20 protein-coding genes are annotated in these 17,018 nt (G+C 52.9%); 12 read left to right on the plus strand and 8 right to left on the minus strand.

The genetic code is table 11. The annotated features are described in order from the left end of the window. Positions 1 to 23 precede the first annotated feature (23 nt). Both mtlD and mtlR read left to right on the plus strand, forming a co-directional pair. On the plus strand, positions 24 to 1,172 hold the full coding sequence (gene mtlD, locus FN037_RS21870) for a mannitol-1-phosphate 5-dehydrogenase (protein WP_142503154.1): 1,149 nt from the start codon (positions 24 to 26) through the stop codon (positions 1,170 to 1,172). Continuing rightward, positions 1,169 to 1,768 carry a mannitol operon repressor MtlR gene (mtlR, locus tag FN037_RS21875; protein ID WP_138359618.1) on the plus strand — a complete coding sequence of 200 codons (600 nt, stop codon included), beginning with the start codon at positions 1,169 to 1,171 and terminating at the stop codon, positions 1,766 to 1,768. Before mtlD ends, mtlR begins: the two co-directional genes overlap by 4 nt. Here the strand turns inward: mtlR and FN037_RS21880 are convergent. Next, positions 1,757 to 1,981, minus strand: coding sequence for a hypothetical protein (locus FN037_RS21880; protein WP_138359620.1), 225 nt, complete (start codon positions 1,979 to 1,981; stop codon positions 1,757 to 1,759). The two genes, mtlR and FN037_RS21880, sit on opposite strands and share 12 nt — an antisense overlap. 201 nt (positions 1,982 to 2,182) lie before the next feature. On the opposite strand from FN037_RS21880, the gene FN037_RS21885 reads away from it, so the two are divergent. The 5 genes from FN037_RS21885 (at position 2,183) to trmL (ending at position 7,352) form a co-directional block, all read left to right on the plus strand. Next, a complete protein-coding gene (locus FN037_RS21885) occupies positions 2,183 to 2,545 on the plus strand; it encodes a YibL family ribosome-associated protein (RefSeq protein ID WP_138359622.1) in 363 nt (120 codons plus the stop codon). A gap of 420 nt (positions 2,546 to 2,965) precedes the next feature. Beyond that, positions 2,966 to 4,621 carry an L-lactate permease gene (gene lldP, locus FN037_RS21890; RefSeq protein WP_138359624.1) on the plus strand — a complete coding sequence of 552 codons (1,656 nt, stop codon included), beginning with the start codon at positions 2,966 to 2,968 and terminating at the stop codon, positions 4,619 to 4,621. Next, entirely contained in the window at positions 4,618 to 5,391 is a 774-nt protein-coding gene (gene lldR, locus FN037_RS21895) for a transcriptional regulator LldR (protein ID WP_138359626.1), read from the plus strand. The genes lldP and lldR overlap by 4 nt, the downstream gene beginning before the upstream one ends. Continuing rightward, positions 5,391 to 6,575, plus strand: a complete 1,185-nt coding sequence (gene lldD / locus FN037_RS21900; protein ID WP_138359692.1) for an FMN-dependent L-lactate dehydrogenase LldD — start codon at positions 5,391 to 5,393, stop codon at positions 6,573 to 6,575. The genes lldR and lldD overlap by 1 nt, the downstream gene beginning before the upstream one ends. A gap of 303 nt (positions 6,576 to 6,878) precedes the next feature. Next, positions 6,879 to 7,352 carry a tRNA (uridine(34)/cytosine(34)/5-carboxymethylaminomethyluridine(34)-2'-O)-methyltransferase TrmL gene (trmL, locus tag FN037_RS21905; RefSeq protein WP_138359628.1) on the plus strand — a complete coding sequence of 158 codons (474 nt, stop codon included), beginning with the start codon at positions 6,879 to 6,881 and terminating at the stop codon, positions 7,350 to 7,352. A 28-nt stretch (positions 7,353 to 7,380) separates the two neighbouring features. Here trmL and mutM read toward each other — a convergent pair whose 3' ends face one another. The 4 genes from mutM to radC form a co-directional block, all read right to left on the minus strand. Next, positions 7,381 to 8,190, minus strand: coding sequence for a bifunctional DNA-formamidopyrimidine glycosylase/DNA-(apurinic or apyrimidinic site) lyase (mutM, locus tag FN037_RS21910; protein ID WP_142503155.1), 810 nt, complete (start codon positions 8,188 to 8,190; stop codon positions 7,381 to 7,383). A 219-nt stretch (positions 8,191 to 8,409) separates the two neighbouring features. After that, entirely contained in the window at positions 8,410 to 8,577 is a 168-nt protein-coding gene (rpmG, locus tag FN037_RS21915) for a 50S ribosomal protein L33 (RefSeq protein WP_002436700.1), read from the minus strand. A gap of 20 nt (positions 8,578 to 8,597) precedes the next feature. After that, entirely contained in the window at positions 8,598 to 8,834 is a 237-nt protein-coding gene (rpmB, locus tag FN037_RS21920) for a 50S ribosomal protein L28 (protein WP_002436699.1), read from the minus strand. A 216-nt stretch (positions 8,835 to 9,050) separates the two neighbouring features. Further along, positions 9,051 to 9,716, minus strand: coding sequence for a RadC family protein (radC, locus tag FN037_RS21925; RefSeq protein WP_138359632.1), 666 nt, complete (start codon positions 9,714 to 9,716; stop codon positions 9,051 to 9,053). Between the two features lie 175 nt (positions 9,717 to 9,891). Between radC and coaBC the strand changes: the two genes are divergently transcribed. The 3 genes from coaBC to slmA all read left to right on the plus strand — a co-directional run bounded on the left by coaBC (position 9,892) and on the right by slmA (position 12,312). Next, on the plus strand, positions 9,892 to 11,103 hold the full coding sequence (gene coaBC, locus FN037_RS21930; protein WP_142503164.1) for a bifunctional phosphopantothenoylcysteine decarboxylase/phosphopantothenate--cysteine ligase CoaBC: 1,212 nt from the start codon (positions 9,892 to 9,894) through the stop codon (positions 11,101 to 11,103). Further along, positions 11,081 to 11,539, plus strand: a complete 459-nt coding sequence (gene dut / locus FN037_RS21935; RefSeq protein ID WP_171034815.1) for a dUTP diphosphatase — start codon at positions 11,081 to 11,083, stop codon at positions 11,537 to 11,539. Before coaBC ends, dut begins: the two co-directional genes overlap by 23 nt. Before the next feature lie 176 nt (positions 11,540 to 11,715). Further along, on the plus strand, positions 11,716 to 12,312 hold the full coding sequence (gene slmA, locus FN037_RS21940) for a nucleoid occlusion factor SlmA (RefSeq protein ID WP_138359634.1): 597 nt from the start codon (positions 11,716 to 11,718) through the stop codon (positions 12,310 to 12,312). Between the two features lie 288 nt (positions 12,313 to 12,600). Here slmA and pyrE read toward each other — a convergent pair whose 3' ends face one another. Both pyrE and rph read right to left on the minus strand, forming a co-directional pair. Continuing rightward, positions 12,601 to 13,242, minus strand: a complete 642-nt coding sequence (pyrE, locus tag FN037_RS21945; protein ID WP_138359636.1) for an orotate phosphoribosyltransferase — start codon at positions 13,240 to 13,242, stop codon at positions 12,601 to 12,603. A gap of 64 nt (positions 13,243 to 13,306) precedes the next feature. Beyond that, a complete protein-coding gene (rph, locus tag FN037_RS21950) occupies positions 13,307 to 14,023 on the minus strand; it encodes a ribonuclease PH (protein ID WP_138359638.1) in 717 nt (238 codons plus the stop codon). Between the two features lie 123 nt (positions 14,024 to 14,146). On the opposite strand from rph, the gene FN037_RS21955 reads away from it, so the two are divergent. Then, positions 14,147 to 15,010 (plus strand): YicC/YloC family endoribonuclease, encoded by an 864-nt coding sequence (locus tag FN037_RS21955; RefSeq protein ID WP_138359640.1) that lies wholly within the window; start codon positions 14,147 to 14,149, stop codon positions 15,008 to 15,010. 172 nt (positions 15,011 to 15,182) lie between these two features. Here FN037_RS21955 and FN037_RS21960 read toward each other — a convergent pair whose 3' ends face one another. Further along, positions 15,183 to 15,722, minus strand: coding sequence for a helix-turn-helix transcriptional regulator (locus tag FN037_RS21960; RefSeq protein WP_138359642.1), 540 nt, complete (start codon positions 15,720 to 15,722; stop codon positions 15,183 to 15,185). Between the two features lie 594 nt (positions 15,723 to 16,316). On the opposite strand from FN037_RS21960, the gene FN037_RS21965 reads away from it, so the two are divergent. Further along, positions 16,317 to 17,018, plus strand: a complete 702-nt coding sequence (locus tag FN037_RS21965) for an oligogalacturonate-specific porin KdgM family protein (protein WP_138359644.1) — start codon at positions 16,317 to 16,319, stop codon at positions 17,016 to 17,018.

Consider the following 17,018-nt stretch of genomic DNA (forward strand, 5'->3'; position numbering starts at 1 on the left):
AACATTAATTAAAGGTTAATACTATGAAAGCATTACATTTTGGCGCAGGTAATATCGGTCGTGGCTTTATCGGCAAACTGCTGGCGGACGCGGGGATACAACTGACGTTTGCAGATGTAAATCAGGTCGTGCTTGATGCCCTGAATGCCCGTCATAGCTATCAGGTTCACGTGGTCGGCGAGAATGAGCAGGTGGATACCGTTTCCGGCGTCGATGCCGTCAGCAGCATCGGCGACGACGTCGTAGAGCTGATTGCCAGCGTTGATCTGGTGACCACTGCCGTCGGCCCGGTGGTGCTGGAGCGCATCGCTCCGGCGATTGCCAAAGGCCTGGCTAAACGTAAAGCGCAGGGCGTTACAGCGCCGCTGAATATCATCGCCTGCGAGAACATGGTCCGCGGCACCACCCAGTTAAAAGGCCACGTGTTTAACGCCCTCGCGGAAGAAGATAAAGCCTGGGTCGAAGCCAACGTCGGCTTCGTTGATTCCGCCGTTGATCGCATCGTTCCGCCGTCCGCTTCCGCCACTCAGGACCCACTGGAAGTCACCGTCGAAACCTTCAGCGAGTGGATTGTCGACAAGACCCAGTTTAAAGGTGCGTTACCGAACATCCCTGGGATGGAATTAACCGATAATCTGATGGCCTTTGTCGAACGTAAGCTATTCACCTTAAACACAGGACATGCTATAACCGCCTACCTCGGAAAATTGGCGGGTCACCAGACTATTCGCGACGCGATTCTCGATGAGACGATTCGCGCGGTAGTCAAAGGGGCGATGGAAGAGAGCGGCGCCGTACTGATCAAACGCTATGCCTTTGATGCACAAAAGCACGCTGCCTACATCCAGAAAATTATTGGTCGTTTTGAAAACCCGTATCTGAAAGATGATGTGGAACGCGTTGGCCGCCAGCCGCTGCGTAAACTGAGCGCCGGCGATCGCTTAATTAAACCGCTGCTTGGTACGCTGGAATACAACCTGCCGCACCGGAACCTGGTGAAAGGGATTGCTGCCGCCATGCACTTCCGTAGCGAGGAAGATCCGCAGGCACAGGAACTGGCGGCGCTGATTGCCGGGAAAGGGCCACAGGCTGCGCTGGCGCAGATTTCAGGTCTGGATCCGGCAAGCGCCGTGGTAGCGGAGGCCGTTAACGATTATAACGCCGCCAAATGAGGCAAGATCTGGCGCGGTCCGAACCGCGCCCATTACGACTCCTGTCAGATATGCAGGCAATAATGGAAGAAACACAGGCATTTGAAAACCGTGTGCTTGAGCGTCTGAATGCTAGCAAAACCGTAAGAAGCTTCCTGATCGCCGCCGTTGAACTGCTGACGGAAGCAGTCAATATTCTGGTGCTTCAGGTGTTTCGCAAAGACGACTACGCGGTGAAATACGCAGTGGAGCCGTTGCTGGATGGTGACGGGCCGCTGGGCGATCTTTCTGTACGCCTGAAGCTGATTTATGGCCTTGGGGTGATTAGCCGCGCCGAATATGAAGACGCCGAGCTACTGATGGCTTTGCGTGAAGAGTTGAATCACGACGGTAATGAGTACAGCTTTACCGACGACGAGATCCTCGGACCATTCGGCGAGTTACATTGCGTTGCGGCCCTGCCGCCCACGCCGCTATTCGACGAGAGCGATGCGGAACTGCTGGCAATGCAGAAAATGCGCTACCAGCAGGTTGTACGTTCAACAATGATGCTATCTCTGACCGAGCTGATTTCTAAAATCAGCTTAAAAAAAGCCTTTCAAAAATCAACGCTCTGATTCTGTCTCTTGTGGGTTGCACGCCGGCCGATAAAGCTGACGATAATACTCAAGACGACGCAAAAATAGCGCTTCTTTGTCTGCTGGAATATCCTCCGGTATATGCTGCAAACGTGGGGACTTTTTCAGATATTCCAGAAAGGCCTGACTTGAGGCCATAAAATCTACAGTTTTATCAATAACATCAAGTATGCCATCGCCAATTTTTGCCATCACGCCCTCCTCTACGTTGGGATCATCTTATTTAAGGATTAACCAAAAACAGGGAATCAGATGAAAAAAAGGTGCTTAATGGGCAACAGGCTTCACAAAAAACGAAAAACAACAACGTTTCGATAAATAACTACCCACGACACAAGCGACAGCACATACTATATGTCTGATCATGATCATTTCTTAGCAGATTAAACTACCATGAAAGAAGTCGAAAAAAATGAAATCAAGCGTCTGAGCGACCGTCTCGACGCCATTCGTCACCAACAGGCCGGTTTGTCGCTGGTTGAAGCCGCCGACAAGTACGCTGAGCTGGAAAAAGAAAAAACCACCATTGAAGCCGAAATCGCCCGTCTGCGCGACGTTCAGGGCCAGAAACTGAGCAAAGAAGCGCAAAAGCTGATGAGCCTGCCGTACCGCCGCGCCATCACCAAAAAAGAGCAGGCCGATATGGGTAAGCTCAAGAAAAACGTGCGTGGTCTGGTTGTTGTCCACCCGATGACCGCTCTGGGTCGCGAAATGGGCCTTAAAGAGATGACCGGTTTCTCCCGAACCGAATTCTGATCCTTTCTCCGAATAATCCCCCGGTGGCGTGACGGGACTGCTCCTTGCTCAGTTGGGCGTCCAACGTTCAGGCATCAGTCCACAACGCTTACCGGGGCGGTATACCCGCACGGTATTGGCGTTTGTTGTCCGGCGAAAGCACGACAGGCTCTGTCTCCGGGGCATGCGCTTGTTGAAATGTGACTCACCGTCGTCCCCTCCGGCGCCGCGTTGGCCCTACCAATTATTTAATAAATCCCCCAATAGTTCACATATCTATTATTTTTAGTCACACACATATTGCTCATCAATAACATTTGATTAACCATTCGTTGTCGTTAACCCTACAATCGCACTTTGGCCGGGCCAGTTTTACAAATGATGTGACCTGCAAACAGCGCAAGACTCAGCACCACATCTGGCGGCCCAATGGAGACCTGCATGAACCTCTGGCAACAAAATTACGATCCGGCCGGAAATATCTGGCTATCAAGTCTTATCGCATCACTACCGATTCTGTTTTTCTTTTTTGCTCTGATTAAGCTCAAGCTGAAAGGATATGCCGCCGCAACCTGGACCGTATTAATTGCGTTGTCTGTCGCCCTGCTGTTCTACAAAATGCCGGTCGACCATGCGCTGGCCTCGGTTGTTTACGGCTTCTTCTACGGCCTGTGGCCAATCGCATGGATTATTATCGCGGCGGTTTTCGTCTACAAAATCTCGGTGAAAACCGGGCAGTTCGACATTATTCGCTCATCGATTTTGTCGATTACCCCGGACCAGCGCCTGCAAATGCTGATCGTCGGCTTCTCCTTTGGGGCCTTCCTTGAAGGTGCGGCCGGTTTCGGCGCGCCGGTGGCGATTACCGCGGCATTGCTGGTCGGGCTTGGCTTTAATCCGCTGTATGCGGCGGGCCTGTGCCTGATCGTCAACACCGCACCGGTGGCGTTCGGCGCCATGGGCATTCCGATTCTGGTTGCCGGTCAGGTTACTGGGCTGGACAGCTTCGAAATCGGCCAGATGGTTGGCCGCCAGCTACCGTTCCTGACCATTATCGTGCTGTTCTGGATCATGGCGATTATGGACGGCTGGCGCGGCATTAAAGAGACCTGGCCTGCGGTAATCGTCGCCGGCGGCTCCTTTGCTATCGCCCAGTACCTCAGCTCTAACTTCCTCGGCCCGGAACTGCCGGACATTATCTCTTCCCTGGTGTCGCTGGTTTGTCTGACGCTGTTTCTCAAACGCTGGAAACCCGTACGCATCTTCCGTTTTGGCGATATGGGCGCTTCGCAGGTCGATATGAACCTGACGCACACTCGCTATACGTCCGGGCAGGTGATTCGCGCCTGGTCGCCGTTCCTGTTCCTGACCGCCACGGTGACCTTGTGGAGCGTGCCGCCGTTCAAGGCGCTGTTCGCCCCGGGCGGCGCGATGTACGATTTTGTCATCAATATTTCCGTGCCGTTCCTCGACAAGATGGTGGCTCGCATGCCTCCGGTAGTCAGCGAAGCCACGCCGTATGCCGCGATCTATAAGTTTGACTGGCTCTCCGCCACCGGCACCGCCATTCTGTTCGCCGCCCTGCTTTCTATCGTCTGGCTGCGTATGAAGCCGAAAGACGCGCTGTCGACCTTCGGCAGCACACTGAAAGAGCTGGCGCTACCGATTTACTCCATCGGCATGGTGCTGGCATTCGCCTTTATTTCTAACTATTCCGGGCTATCCTCAACATTAGCGCTGGCGCTGGCGCATACCGGTCACGCGTTTACCTTCTTCTCGCCGTTCCTCGGCTGGCTGGGGGTATTCCTGACCGGTTCGGATACCTCATCTAACGCGCTGTTTGCCGCATTACAGGCGACGGCAGCACAGCAGATCGGCGTCTCCGATATCCTGCTGGTCGCCGCTAACACCACCGGCGGCGTAACCGGTAAGATGATCTCGCCACAGTCTATCGCCATCGCTTGTGCAGCGGTCGGCCTGGTGGGTAAGGAGTCCGATCTGTTCCGCTTTACCGTGAAACACAGTCTGATTTTCACCTGTATGGTCGGCGTGATCACCACGCTGCAGGCATATGTCTTAACCTGGATGATCCCGTGATAGTGATGCCGAAACGCCTTGCCGACGACGTGGCTCGTCGTGTACGGGCGCTGATAGAAGAACAAAACCTGGAAGCGGGCATGCGCTTGCCCGCCGAGCGTCAGCTGGCGATGCAGCTTGGCGTATCGCGCAACTCACTGCGCGAAGCGCTGGCGATGTTAGTCAACGAAGGGGTGCTGCTTAGCCGTCGCGGCGGCGGCACCTTCGTCCGCTGGCAGCACGAAGCGTGGTCGGCGCAAAATATTATTCAGCCGCTGAAGACGCTACTCTCCGATGACCCCGATTACAGTTTCGATATCCTCGAAGCCCGCCACGCGATCGAAGCCAGCACCGCCTGGCATGCGGCGATGCGGGCAACCGATGCTGAAAAAGAGAAAATCCGCCTCTGCTTTGAAGCGACCCAAAGTGACGATCCGGACCTGGCCTCGCAGGCCGACGTCCGCTTTCATCTGGCGATTGCCGAAGCCTCACACAACGTGGTGCTGCTGCAAACCATGCGCGGTTTTTTCGACCTTTTACAATCCTCAGTCAAGGAGAGCCGCCAGCGGATGTATCTCGTTCCGCCGGTCTTCGCTCGCCTGACCGAGCAGCATCAGGCGGTCATGGAGGCGATTATCGCCGGTGATCCCGAAGGTGCCAGACAGGCGATGATGGCCCATTTGGGTTTTGTCCACGCCACGATCAAACGCTTTGATGAAGACCAGGCCCGCCAGGCGCGAATTACCCGCCTGCCCGGCGACCATAACGAAAATACCAGGGAGAACTCGTGATGATTATTTCCGCCGCCAGCGACTATCGCGCCGCCGCACAACGTATCCTGCCGCCGTTTCTGTTCCACTATATCGACGGCGGCGCCTACGCTGAGCACACGCTACGACGCAACGTTGAAGACCTGTCCGATGTCGCCCTGCGTCAGCGGATCCTGAGAAACATGTCGGATCTCAGTCTGGAAACCACGCTGTTTAATGAAAAACTCGCGATGCCGACGGCGCTGGCTCCGGTCGGCCTGTGCGGCATGTACGCGCGGCGTGGCGAAGTGCAGGCCGCGGGCGCGGCGGATGACAAAGGTATCCCGTTTACCCTCTCCACCGTTTCCGTCTGCCCGATTGAGGAAGTCGCTCCGACCCTTAAGCGCCCGATGTGGTTCCAGCTATACGTCCTGCGCGATCGCGGTTTTATGCGCAACGCGCTGGAGCGCGCCAAAGCGGCTGGCTGTTCAACGCTGGTCTTTACCGTTGATATGCCGACGCCCGGCGCACGCTATCGCGATGCGCACTCGGGGATGAGCGGCCCGAACGCGGCAATGCGCCGCTACTGGCAAGCAGTAACCCATCCGCAGTGGGCCTGGGATGTCGGGCTAAACGGTCGCCCGCACGATTTGGGCAATATCTCCGCGTATCTCGGCAAACCGACCGGCCTTGAAGATTACATTGGCTGGCTGGCCAATAACTTCGATCCATCGATTTCCTGGCAGGACCTTGAGTGGATCCGTGAGTTCTGGGAAGGGCCAATGGTGATCAAGGGGATCCTTGACCCGGAAGATGCGCGTGATGCGGTGCGTTTCGGCGCTGACGGGATCGTGGTCTCTAATCACGGTGGCCGCCAGCTTGATGGTGTGCTCTCTTCCGCCCGTGCCCTGCCCGCTATCGCCGATGCGGTGAAAGGCGATATCACTATTCTCGCCGATAGCGGCATTCGCAACGGCCTTGATGTGGTACGCATGATTGCCCTCGGTGCCGACAGCGTGCTGCTGGGCCGCGCCTATCTGTATGCACTGGCGACCCACGGCAAGCAAGGGGTGGCGAATCTGCTGAACCTGATTGAGAAAGAGATGAAGGTAGCGATGACCCTGACCGGCGCAAAAACCATCGGTGAAATCAGTCGCGACTCGCTGGTGCAAAATGCCGATGCACTGCGAACCTTTGATGTCATCAAGGCGGGAAATGCGGCGTAATCGGCGATCGTTTCCCCTCACCCTCTCCCACTGGAGAGGGAATCATCCGGCAGTAAATTAACTCCGGTTTTCTCCCTCTTCCTTTCAGGGTGAGGGGCGGGGTGAGGGTTTGCCGAATATCTGCTATTCTGCCTGCCGCAACGTAATGAGCCTATCCCAGTAGGCGTACATTGTTGCAGCCAATCTGGACACGGACAGCGCGGAACAACCGGAGCGTACACGTAGTACGTGAGGATTGTGAGCACTGCCCAGGTTCAGGATGGCAAATAAAATAGCCTAATGGGATAGGCTCAAGAGGGCAGCATGCTTAACATCGTCTTATTCGAACCAGAAATACCGCCTAACACCGGGAATATCATCCGCCTGTGCGCTAACACCGGCTTCAATCTGCATATCATCGAACCAACGGGATTTGCCTGGGACGATAAGCGTTTGCGCCGCGCCGGGCTGGATTATCACGAATTCGCCGCCGTCCAGCGCCATCGCGATTACGCCGCCTTTATGGAAAGCGCAAAACCGCCGCGTCTGTTCGCCCTGACCACCAAAGGCACCCCGGCCCACAGCGCGGTAAGCTATCAGGATGGCGATTATCTGATGTTTGGCCCGGAAACCCGCGGCCTGCCGGCCAGCATTCTTGATGCCCTGCCGTCGACGCAAAAAATCCGCATTCCAATGATGCCGGACAGCCGCAGCATGAATCTGTCAAACGCGGTGTCGGTCGTGGTGTATGAGGCCTGGCGCCAGTTGGGGTATCCGGGCGCGATATTACAGCGTTAAACCCGCATCTCTCCGCTTACGCTGCGCCTTACTTCTGGCACTGGCGACAATAAAACGTCGCCCGCTGGGCGTGTTTGCTGCCGATAATCGGCGTTCCGCAAATGCGGCAGGGTTCACCCTTGCGGCCATACACCTGTAGCTCCTGAGCAAAATAGCCGGGCTTGCCGTCGCTTTGTAGAAAATCCTTCAGCGTCGTCCCGCCCTGTTCGATTGAGCGCAGCAACACCAGTTTGATCACCTTCACCAGCTGCTCGCACTCTTCGCGAGAAAGTGAGGAAGCCAGCCGATCGGGGTGAATACCCGCCGAGAACAGCGATTCGCTGGCGTAGATATTGCCGACGCCGACCACCAGCTTGTTATCCATCAGCCAGGGCTTAATCGCGGTTTTCTTCTTCGCGCACTTCCGCTGAAGATAGTCGGCGTTGAACTCATCGCTTAACGGCTCCGGCCCAAGATGGGCCAGCGCCGGATGGCCTTCCAGCGTTTTCGCCCACAGCCAGGCGCCAAAGCGGCGCGGATCGGTGTAGCGCAGAATCTTACCGTTGCTGATGACCAGGTCAACGTGATCGTGCTTCTCTGCGGGCAGCTCTTCGCTCAGGATGCGCAAACTTCCCGACATGCCAAGGTGGACAATAATCCAGCCGTCGGGCAGCTCCAGCAGCAGATATTTGGCGCGGCGACGCACGCTGAGAACCGGGACGTCGCTCAGGCGATAGATCTCTTCGGAAACCGGCCAGCGTAAACGGCCGTTGCGCACAACAGCGTGCAGGATAGTCGCGCCAACCAGATGCGGTTCAATGCCGCGGCGACTGGTTTCTACTTCAGGTAATTCAGGCATTCATCTCTCGAAACAAGCGAAAAGAGACGCTATCTTACCGCTTTCAGCGACAAGGTTCAGGGCAATTATCATGTAACCGGCCTGAAACTCACGCGAGCGGATGACATCTCTGGGGAATAGATAACAGGAAGGATTGATGCGTCTGGCAGCAGAAGATTGGTATCAAGCAAAAATGAAAAACCCCGCCGAAGCGAGGTTTTCATTACATTGAAACCAAAATTATTTGATTTTAGCTTCTTTGTATACAACGTGCTGACGGACAACTGGATCGAATTTTTTCAGTTCCAGTTTTTCCGGCTTAGTACGTTTGTTCTTCGTGGTGGTATAGAAGTGACCAGTACCAGCAGAAGAAACCAGCTTGATTTTCTCACGAATACCTTTAGCCATGATGTATTTCCTCTAAGTACTTAGTACTTTTCGCCACGGGCACGCAGTTCAGACAGAACTGTATCAATGCCTTTCTTATCAATAACACGCATACCTTTAGCAGATACGCGCAGGGTGACAAAACGCTTCTCGCTCTCAACCCAAAAACGGTGAGAGTGCAGGTTTGGCAGGAAACGGCGTTTAGTCGCGTTCAGTGCGTGGGAACGGTTGTTACCGGTCACCGGACGCTTGCCAGTAACTTGGCAGACTCGGGACATGTCTATTCTCCAAAAATCAAATTAGCTCGAGCTTCGTATGGGGTATTGGCGCCTCGTCAGGCTTTACAGCCCGGTCATCGCAGTTCTAAGCGAACTCTCGATTGCCAGGCCCAAATGCCAAACCCGAGATTCTCAAAGGTGGCGTAGTATACGCTGACTCGGCGATGCGCTCAAGTCCCGAACAGACAAAGATCCCAATGGATCGCGTGATCGGGGTTAAATCCAGCCGCGCTCAGCAAAAGATACGTACGCTCCGCGGCCGATAACAAGGTGATCAAGAACTCGTATGTCCATGAATACACAACATCTTATCACTCTCTCGGTAATCAACCTGTCTGCCTTACTCGGCTCAGGACTACCGGATGGATGATTATGCGCCAGAATCACCGCGGCGGCGTTCACTTTGATGGCTTCGCGTACGATTTCTCGCGGATGTACCTCAACGTGGCTAAGGGTACCAGAAAAAAGTCGGCTATGTTTCAATACCCGGTTCTGATTGTCTAAAAAGATCACCATAAAGATCTCGCGTTGTTCATCAGCCAACTGACTTTGCAGAAATTCCCGTGTCATTGACGGACTGACCAACGCCGGTTCTTCTGTCATCCGCAGACTAAAATAGCGCCGCGCCAGTTCAGCAATGCCTTTAAGCTGCGCATATTTCGCCAGGCCAATCCCGTCAACCTCATCAAGCTGTGCTTTTTCCGCCGACAGCAGACCGTATAGCGAACCAAACCGCTGCAATAAATCGTGGGAAAACGCCATGACATCCTGCTTTCGCGTTCCGGTGCGTAAAAACAGTGCCAGCAGCTCAATATCCGACAGAACTTCAATACCGTAGCGCTGCATCTTTTCCCTCGGCATCAGGGGCTTCTGTATATCCATGGCGGACTCTCCTTTTCAATCCGTGCTATCCTGACACAGCGCCATAGCCCTGCCGATACGCAAATTTTATCCCTGCTTAACGCCTCGCAAAGGGGAGATCCGCAGGTCACACGATGTCAATCAGATTGTGATAAGATGCGCGAATTCTGGTGTACCGCTACAGGAAAAAATCATGATGAGTCTGGCTGGTAAAAAGATCGTTCTTGGCGTGAGCGGCGGTATTGCTGCTTATAAAACGCCGGAGCTGGTACGCCGCCTGCGTGACCGCGGTGCTGATGTACGCGTCGCCATGACGGAAGCCGCAAAAGCCTTCATTACGCCGCTGAGCCTACAGGCGGTATCCGGTTATCCGGTTTCCGATAGTCTGCTCGACACGGCCGCCGAAGCGGCAATGGGTCATATTGAACTGGGGAAATGGGCCGATCTGGTGATTCTCGCGCCCGCTACGGCCGATTTAATTGCCCGCATTGCCGCAGGCATGGCCAATGACCTTGTCTCCACAATTTGTCTCGCCACGCCATCGCCGGTCGCGGTCCTGCCCGCCATGAACCAGCAGATGTATCGCGCCGCCGCCACCCAGCATAATCTTGCCGTGATTGCTTCACGCGGTCTGCTGGTCTGGGGCCCGGATAGCGGCAGTCAGGCCTGCGGCGATATTGGTCCAGGACGCATGCTGGACCCGTTGACGATCGTCGATATGACCGCGCAACATTTCTCTGCTGTCAAAGATTTGCAACATCTCAACATCATGATTACCGCGGGGCCGACACGCGAACCGCTCGATCCGGTGCGTTATATCACTAACCACAGCTCTGGTAAGATGGGTTTCGCTATCGCCGCCGCGGCCGCGCGCCGTGGCGCGAACGTGACGCTGATTAGCGGCCCGGTTTCGCTCGCTACGCCGCCGTTTGTGCAGAGGGTTGATGTCACCACCGCGCTGGAAATGGAAGCCGCCGTGCAAAGCGCTGCGCAGCAGCAGCACATTTTTATTGGCTGTGCGGCCGTCGCTGACTACCGTGCGGCCGCTGTTGCCGATGAAAAAATCAAAAAACAAGGTGATGAATTAACCATAAAAATGGTTAAAAATCCGGATATCGTCGCCGGGGTCGCGGCGCTTGAGGCTAACCGTCCTTACGTCGTTGGGTTTGCCGCCGAAACGAATAATGTGGAAGAATACGCCCGGCAAAAACGCGCCCGCAAAAATCTCGATCTGATTTGCGCCAATGACGTTTCACAGCCAAATCAGGGATTTAACAGCGACAGCAATGCATTACACCTTTTCTGGCAGGAGGGAGATAAGCGCTTACCACTTGAGCGAAAGGCACTCCTTGGCCAATTATTACTCGACGAGATCGTTACCCGTTATGATGAAAAAAATCGACGTTAAGATTCTGGACCCGCGTGTTGGTCAGCAATTTCCGCTGCCAACCTATGCCACCTCCGGTTCCGCCGGGCTTGACCTGCGAGCCTGTCTCGATGACGCCGTAGAGCTGGCTCCCGGCGCAACCACGCTTATACCGACCGGCCTTGCGATTCATATTGCCGATCCGTCTCTGGCTGCGGTGATTCTGCCGCGTTCGGGGCTGGGCCATAAGCACGGCGTAGTGCTGGGCAATCTGGTGGGACTTATCGATTCTGATTACCAGGGTCAACTGATGGTTTCCGTCTGGAACCGTAGCCCGCAGCGTTTCACTATCGAACCTGGCGAGCGTATCGCGCAAATGGTGTTTGTGCCTGTTGTACAGGCGGAATTCAACCTGGTGGAAGAGTTTGACGCCACCGATCGTGGCGAAGGTGGTTTCGGTCACTCCGGGCGTAAATAAGCCCTGTGATACACAAAATCATTCCGGGATAACGCCCGCGGAGGGCGGTCTGAAGAATGACGTGCAACCTGCATTCCAAATGCGAAATAATGCAATAACATCACCGCAGGCAACAGCTTGCGGTCGCTTTGTGGATGCCTGCCTGGCAAGTGCTTTTTTCAGGGGTATTTTAAAACATGGCAGAAAAACAAACTGCGAAAAGGAATCGTCGCGAAGAAATACTGCAATCTCTGGCGTTAATGCTTGAATCCAGCGACGGGAGTCAACGCATCACCACAGCAAAACTGGCGGCGTCTGTTGGCGTGTCCGAAGCAGCTCTGTATCGGCATTTTCCCAGCAAAACCCGCATGTTTGACAGCCTGATCGAGTTTATCGAGGACAGTCTGATTACGCGCATCAATTTAATTTTAAAAGATGAAAAAGATACCTCATCGCGCCTGCGCCTGATTGTTCTGCTGATTCTTGGGTTTGGCGAACGTAATCCGGGGCTCACGAGGATTCTGACTGGCCATGCGCTGATGTTTGAACAGGATCGGCTTCAGGGGCGCATCAATCAGTTGTTCGAGCGCATTGAAGTACAGTTGCGTCAGGTCATGCGTGAAAAGAAAATGCGTGAAGGCGAAGGCTATACCGTCGATGAAGCTCTGCTGGCCAGCCAGCTGCTGGCCTTCTGCGAAGGGATGTTGTCTCGCTTTGTACGCAGCGAGTTTAAATATCGCCCGACGGACGATTTCGAGGCGCGTTGGCCGTTGGTCGCCGCCCAGTTGCAGTAACCCCACTATGCAGCCCAAAAGGCTGCATGTTCATCTTGAATGTCAAGTCATCACACCAGTGAGGTTCCCGACACGCTCCCTCACAAAATATCTTTTTATCGTTTCTTGTTCCTGACAACAAAACGCCACTGGCAACACCCTTTCACTGCCGGAATGCCGCACTCCCCGCGCATAAACGATAAGCACGTCATCGCCTGTCTATCGCTGGCGGCACTGCTGTCTGTTCGCTGTATGCGTATGGCAAAACTGTGATGAATCCCGACAGGGATTATCCTGCCGGGACGATGCTTATACTCCGTACGCCTCACGATAGGCGCGAACCGATGCCAGGTGTTCGGCCATTTCCGGTTTTTCTTCCAGATAGCTAATCAGGTCTTTCAGGGCCACGATGGAAATCACTTTGCAGCCGTAGTCACGTTCAACTTCCTGAATCGCAGAGATATCGCCGCGTCCGCGTTCCTGACGGTCGAGAGAAATCAGCACCCCGGCTAATTCGGCGCCGTTGGCCTGAATAATCTCCATTGACTCACGTATAGCGGTGCCTGCGGTTATAACGTCATCCACCAGCATTACGCGGCCCTGCAGAGGGCTTCCGACCAGATTACCGCCTTCGCCGTGGGTTTTGGCCTCTTTCCGGTTAAAGCAGTATGGCAGATCGCGGTCATGGTGTTCAGCCAGCGCAACCGCCGTGGTGGTGGCAATCGGAATACCTTTGTAGGCAGGGCCGAACAGCAGATCAAAATCAATCCCGGCGTCCATCAGCGCTTCGGCATAAAAACGCCCTAACAGTGCCAGATCGCGCCCGGTATTAAACAGGCCGGCGTTGAAGAAATAGGGGCTTTTACGCCCGGATTTCAGCGTAAATTCGCCAAATTTAAGGACCTGCTTGTTAAGCGCAAATTCAATAAACTGGCGCTGATACGGTTTCATGGATTCGCTCCTCATCTTGCTTTTTGATGGACAAAAAAAAGCGACTTTTCAGTCGCTTTAAAAACTAGTTCTCTAACGCCGCTTTCTGTGTCGCGACAATGGATTCAATCCCCCCTCGGGCCAGTGCCAGAAGGGTGAGAAGCTCTTCATGCGTGAACGGTTCGCCTTCCGCCGTGCCCTGCACTTCAATGATGCGGCCATCTTCTGTCATCACCACATTCATATCGGTTTCCGCTGCAGAATCTTCAATATATTCCAGATCACAAATCGCTTCGCCATTGACGATACCCACCGATACCGCCGCAACCATGCCCTTCATCGGGTTGGTTTTCAGCTTACCGGCGGCGACCAGCCGATTCAGCGCATCAGCCAGCGCCACACAGGCACCGGTAATAGACGCCGTGCGCGTACCGCCGTCGGCCTGCAGTACGTCGCAGTCCAGCGTAATGGTGAATTCACCCAGTGCTTTCAGATCAACCGCTGCACGCAGTGCGCGGGCGATCAGGCGCTGGATTTCCATTGTACGGCCACCCTGCTTGCCTTTCGCCGCTTCACGGGCGTTGCGCGTGTGGGTAGCGCGCGGCAGCATGCCATATTCCGCGGTGATCCAGCCCTGGCCCTGGCCTTTCAGAAAACGCGGTACACCTTCATCAATAGAGGCGGTGCACAGCACTTTGGTATCACCAAATTCGACCAGCACGGAGCCTTCAGCGTGTTTCGTATAGTTACGGGTCAGGGTGACTGGGCGTACTTGATTAGCGCTACGGCCTGCTGGACGCATAATATTCTCCGGCTTGAAACGAATGTGGCTGCGCATTATACGGATAATACATGCTTATTCCTATCCTCATCAGGCCTCGAAAGCTATAATCCCCTCACTCTCCGTTAAAAAACAGGAACGTCTATGATCCGCAGTATGACCGCCTATGCCCGGCGTGAAATCAAGGGTGAATGGGGTAGCGCCGCGTGGGAACTGCGCTCGGTAAACCAACGATATCTGGAAACTTATTTCCGTCTGCCGGAGCAGTTCCGTAGCCTGGAGCCTGTGGTGCGCGAGCGTATTCGCGCCCGTCTGACCCGCGGCAAAGTCGAGTGTACTCTGCGTTTTGAGCAGGATCCGAGCGCCCAGGGCGAGCTGATTCTGAACGAAAAACTGGCAAAGCAGCTGGTTAACGCCGCCAACTGGGTAAAAATGCAGAGCGATGAAGGCGAGATCAATCCGGTCGATATCCTGCGCTGGCCAGGCGTCATGTCTGCCCATGAACAGGATCTGGACGCGATTACTGCCGAAATCCTCAACGCACTCAATGGCGCGCTGGATGATTTTATCGTCGCGCGGGAAACCGAGGGCCAGGCGCTGAAAGCGCTTATCGAACAGCGTCTGGAAGGCGTGACGGCTGAAGTCGCTAAAGTACGCGCCCATATGCCAGAAATACTGCAATGGCAGCGGGATCGTCTGGTCGCCAGGCTGGAAGATGCGGAAGTACAACTGGAAAACAACCGCCTGGAACAAGAGCTGGTACTGATGGCACAGCGTATTGATGTCGCCGAAGAGTTGGATCGCCTGGAAGCGCACGTGAAAGAGACCTGGAATATCCTGAAGAAGAAAGAAGCGGTCGGGCGCCGTCTCGACTTTATGATGCAAGAGTTCAACCGCGAGTCGAACACGCTGGCGTCTAAATCAATTAATGCCGAAGTGACCAATTCTGCCATTGAGCTGAAAGTGTTGATCGAGCAGATGCGCGAGCAGATTCAGAATATCGAGTAAATTCCCCCGTACCAACAAGCCCGAGCAATATCGGGCCTGTTGAGGCCATAACATTTCACGATTCGGTCGGATATTTAGCTGCCTTAAGCGCATTCTCTCTCTGCGAACAGACCTTTAACGTCATTTCACAAACCGCTGATCCTGATAACCAGTCGCATGCTGAACAGTATGATTAGTTGGTACGCATCGCGGCATAGACAGAACATAACTCCTGAAGGCTTTTCGTTCCCGTACGTTTCATCAGGCCGTTGCGTTGAACGCTTATTGTTGTAGGACTGACGCCGCGGATTTGGGCAATATCATCCAGCGAGTGCCCACGCATGATAAGCTTCATAATTTGGTGTTCCGCGTTGGTAAATTTAAACGTATCAGGAAGATAACTTGATTTTTGATTTTGTGCAGATAATAAGCACATCACCCACAAAGCCTGCTTCAGTTCTGCCACTTTCACTCTTTCCGGGAGGCACAACTTCACCAACCCCGGGAAAAGGCGATTGATAGAATCAAAATACCGCTCCGAAGTGATAAATACTGAGTAGTGCATCGGCGTTGTGGTGAAGAACAGAGAATACGTCTCCTGAATATCCATTCCAGCGGTGCAATACACATATGGCCAATCTGCGCTTACGCTAACGTTTTGTTCATGGCGTAACTGCTTCAGAATTTTCTCTATTCCATAGATGAAAAAACAATCCTTTCCATAGATAGTCATATTGATAGTCCTGAGATTACGATCATGTTATTGCCCAGCCTACAGCATTTCGTTTAGCCACAAATGGTGCCACCCTCTCCCCAAGGATATCGTCGTCCAAGTTTACGGCATATCTATCATCAGATGTTGTTTTCATTTAGGAATAAACTTATCTGATAACTATTACATATCTTTGCTTTTGACGCCAAAAGAAGATGAAAAAATCAAATTTAAATTATAACTACATGATTTTAATCGAATTAATTATTAGGATTATCTTTATATGATATATATTAAAATAATTTCAATATATTTCAATAGTCAGATCCAAGTCTCAAAACAGTATTTCATTTTATGTAAAAGTACATTCCATGATAATTTTGAATTATGATAAGTCTTACAAAAAGAATTATGTGTGGTGAATCCCCCTAAGCGGCGGGGTCATGCTGACATGAGATAATCCTCTATGAAGTTTCGTTTTTATGGACGAATTGGAAAATCAGCGCCCAATTCACCGGGAGGCACCCGGCACCACACGCCAAATTATTTTATCGATCACACTGCTGACCAGTGAAGATCTTATCATACCTTTGGACTATAAAAGTAGAGGCTTCTATGTTGCGCTCATTACTATTATTTACTGTACCCTTCATGAGTATTGCTGCACATGCCGTTACCTTCGATTATCGTCACGAAATGAACGATAGCGGCGGTAATAATCATAAAGATCGATTATTGATGTCACACCGTTTTGCTAATGGATTTGGATTGTCACTGGAAGGTAAATGGAAAGGTTCGCAGGATAAAGATAAAGCCTTTGATGAAACCGTCAGTAATGGCACCGAAGTCGTGGCAAGCTATGTCTATAAAATTAATAAAACATTCCAGATTGAGCCCGGGTTCTCACTAGATACCAGTTCATCGTCAAACAATTATCGTCCTTATCTCCGTGGCAAAGCTAATTTAAGTGACGATATCAGCGCATCTCTACGTTATCGCCCCTACTACAAGCGTAATTCAGGAAATATAGGAACATCCAAAGATACATCAGAAAATGGTTATAACCTGACCAGCGTTATTTCATGGAAATTTCTGAAAGATTATCAACTTGACTATGAGCTGGACTATAAAAAAGCAAACTCTGCAGGCGTAGTGTTAGCGAATAATGAAAGCTATGACTGGACTCATGATTTCAAACTAACCTATAAACTCGACAAGAACTGGTCGCCTTATATGGCAATCGGTAATGTCTCTGGCAGTAAAACCACAGATGAAAGACAAACACGTTATCGTGTGGGTGTAAAATATTCTTTCTGA

The sequence above is a fragment of the Klebsiella sp. 2680 genome (genome assembly GCF_900198535.1).
Classification (GTDB): Bacteria; Pseudomonadota; Gammaproteobacteria; order Enterobacterales; family Enterobacteriaceae; genus Klebsiella; species Klebsiella indica.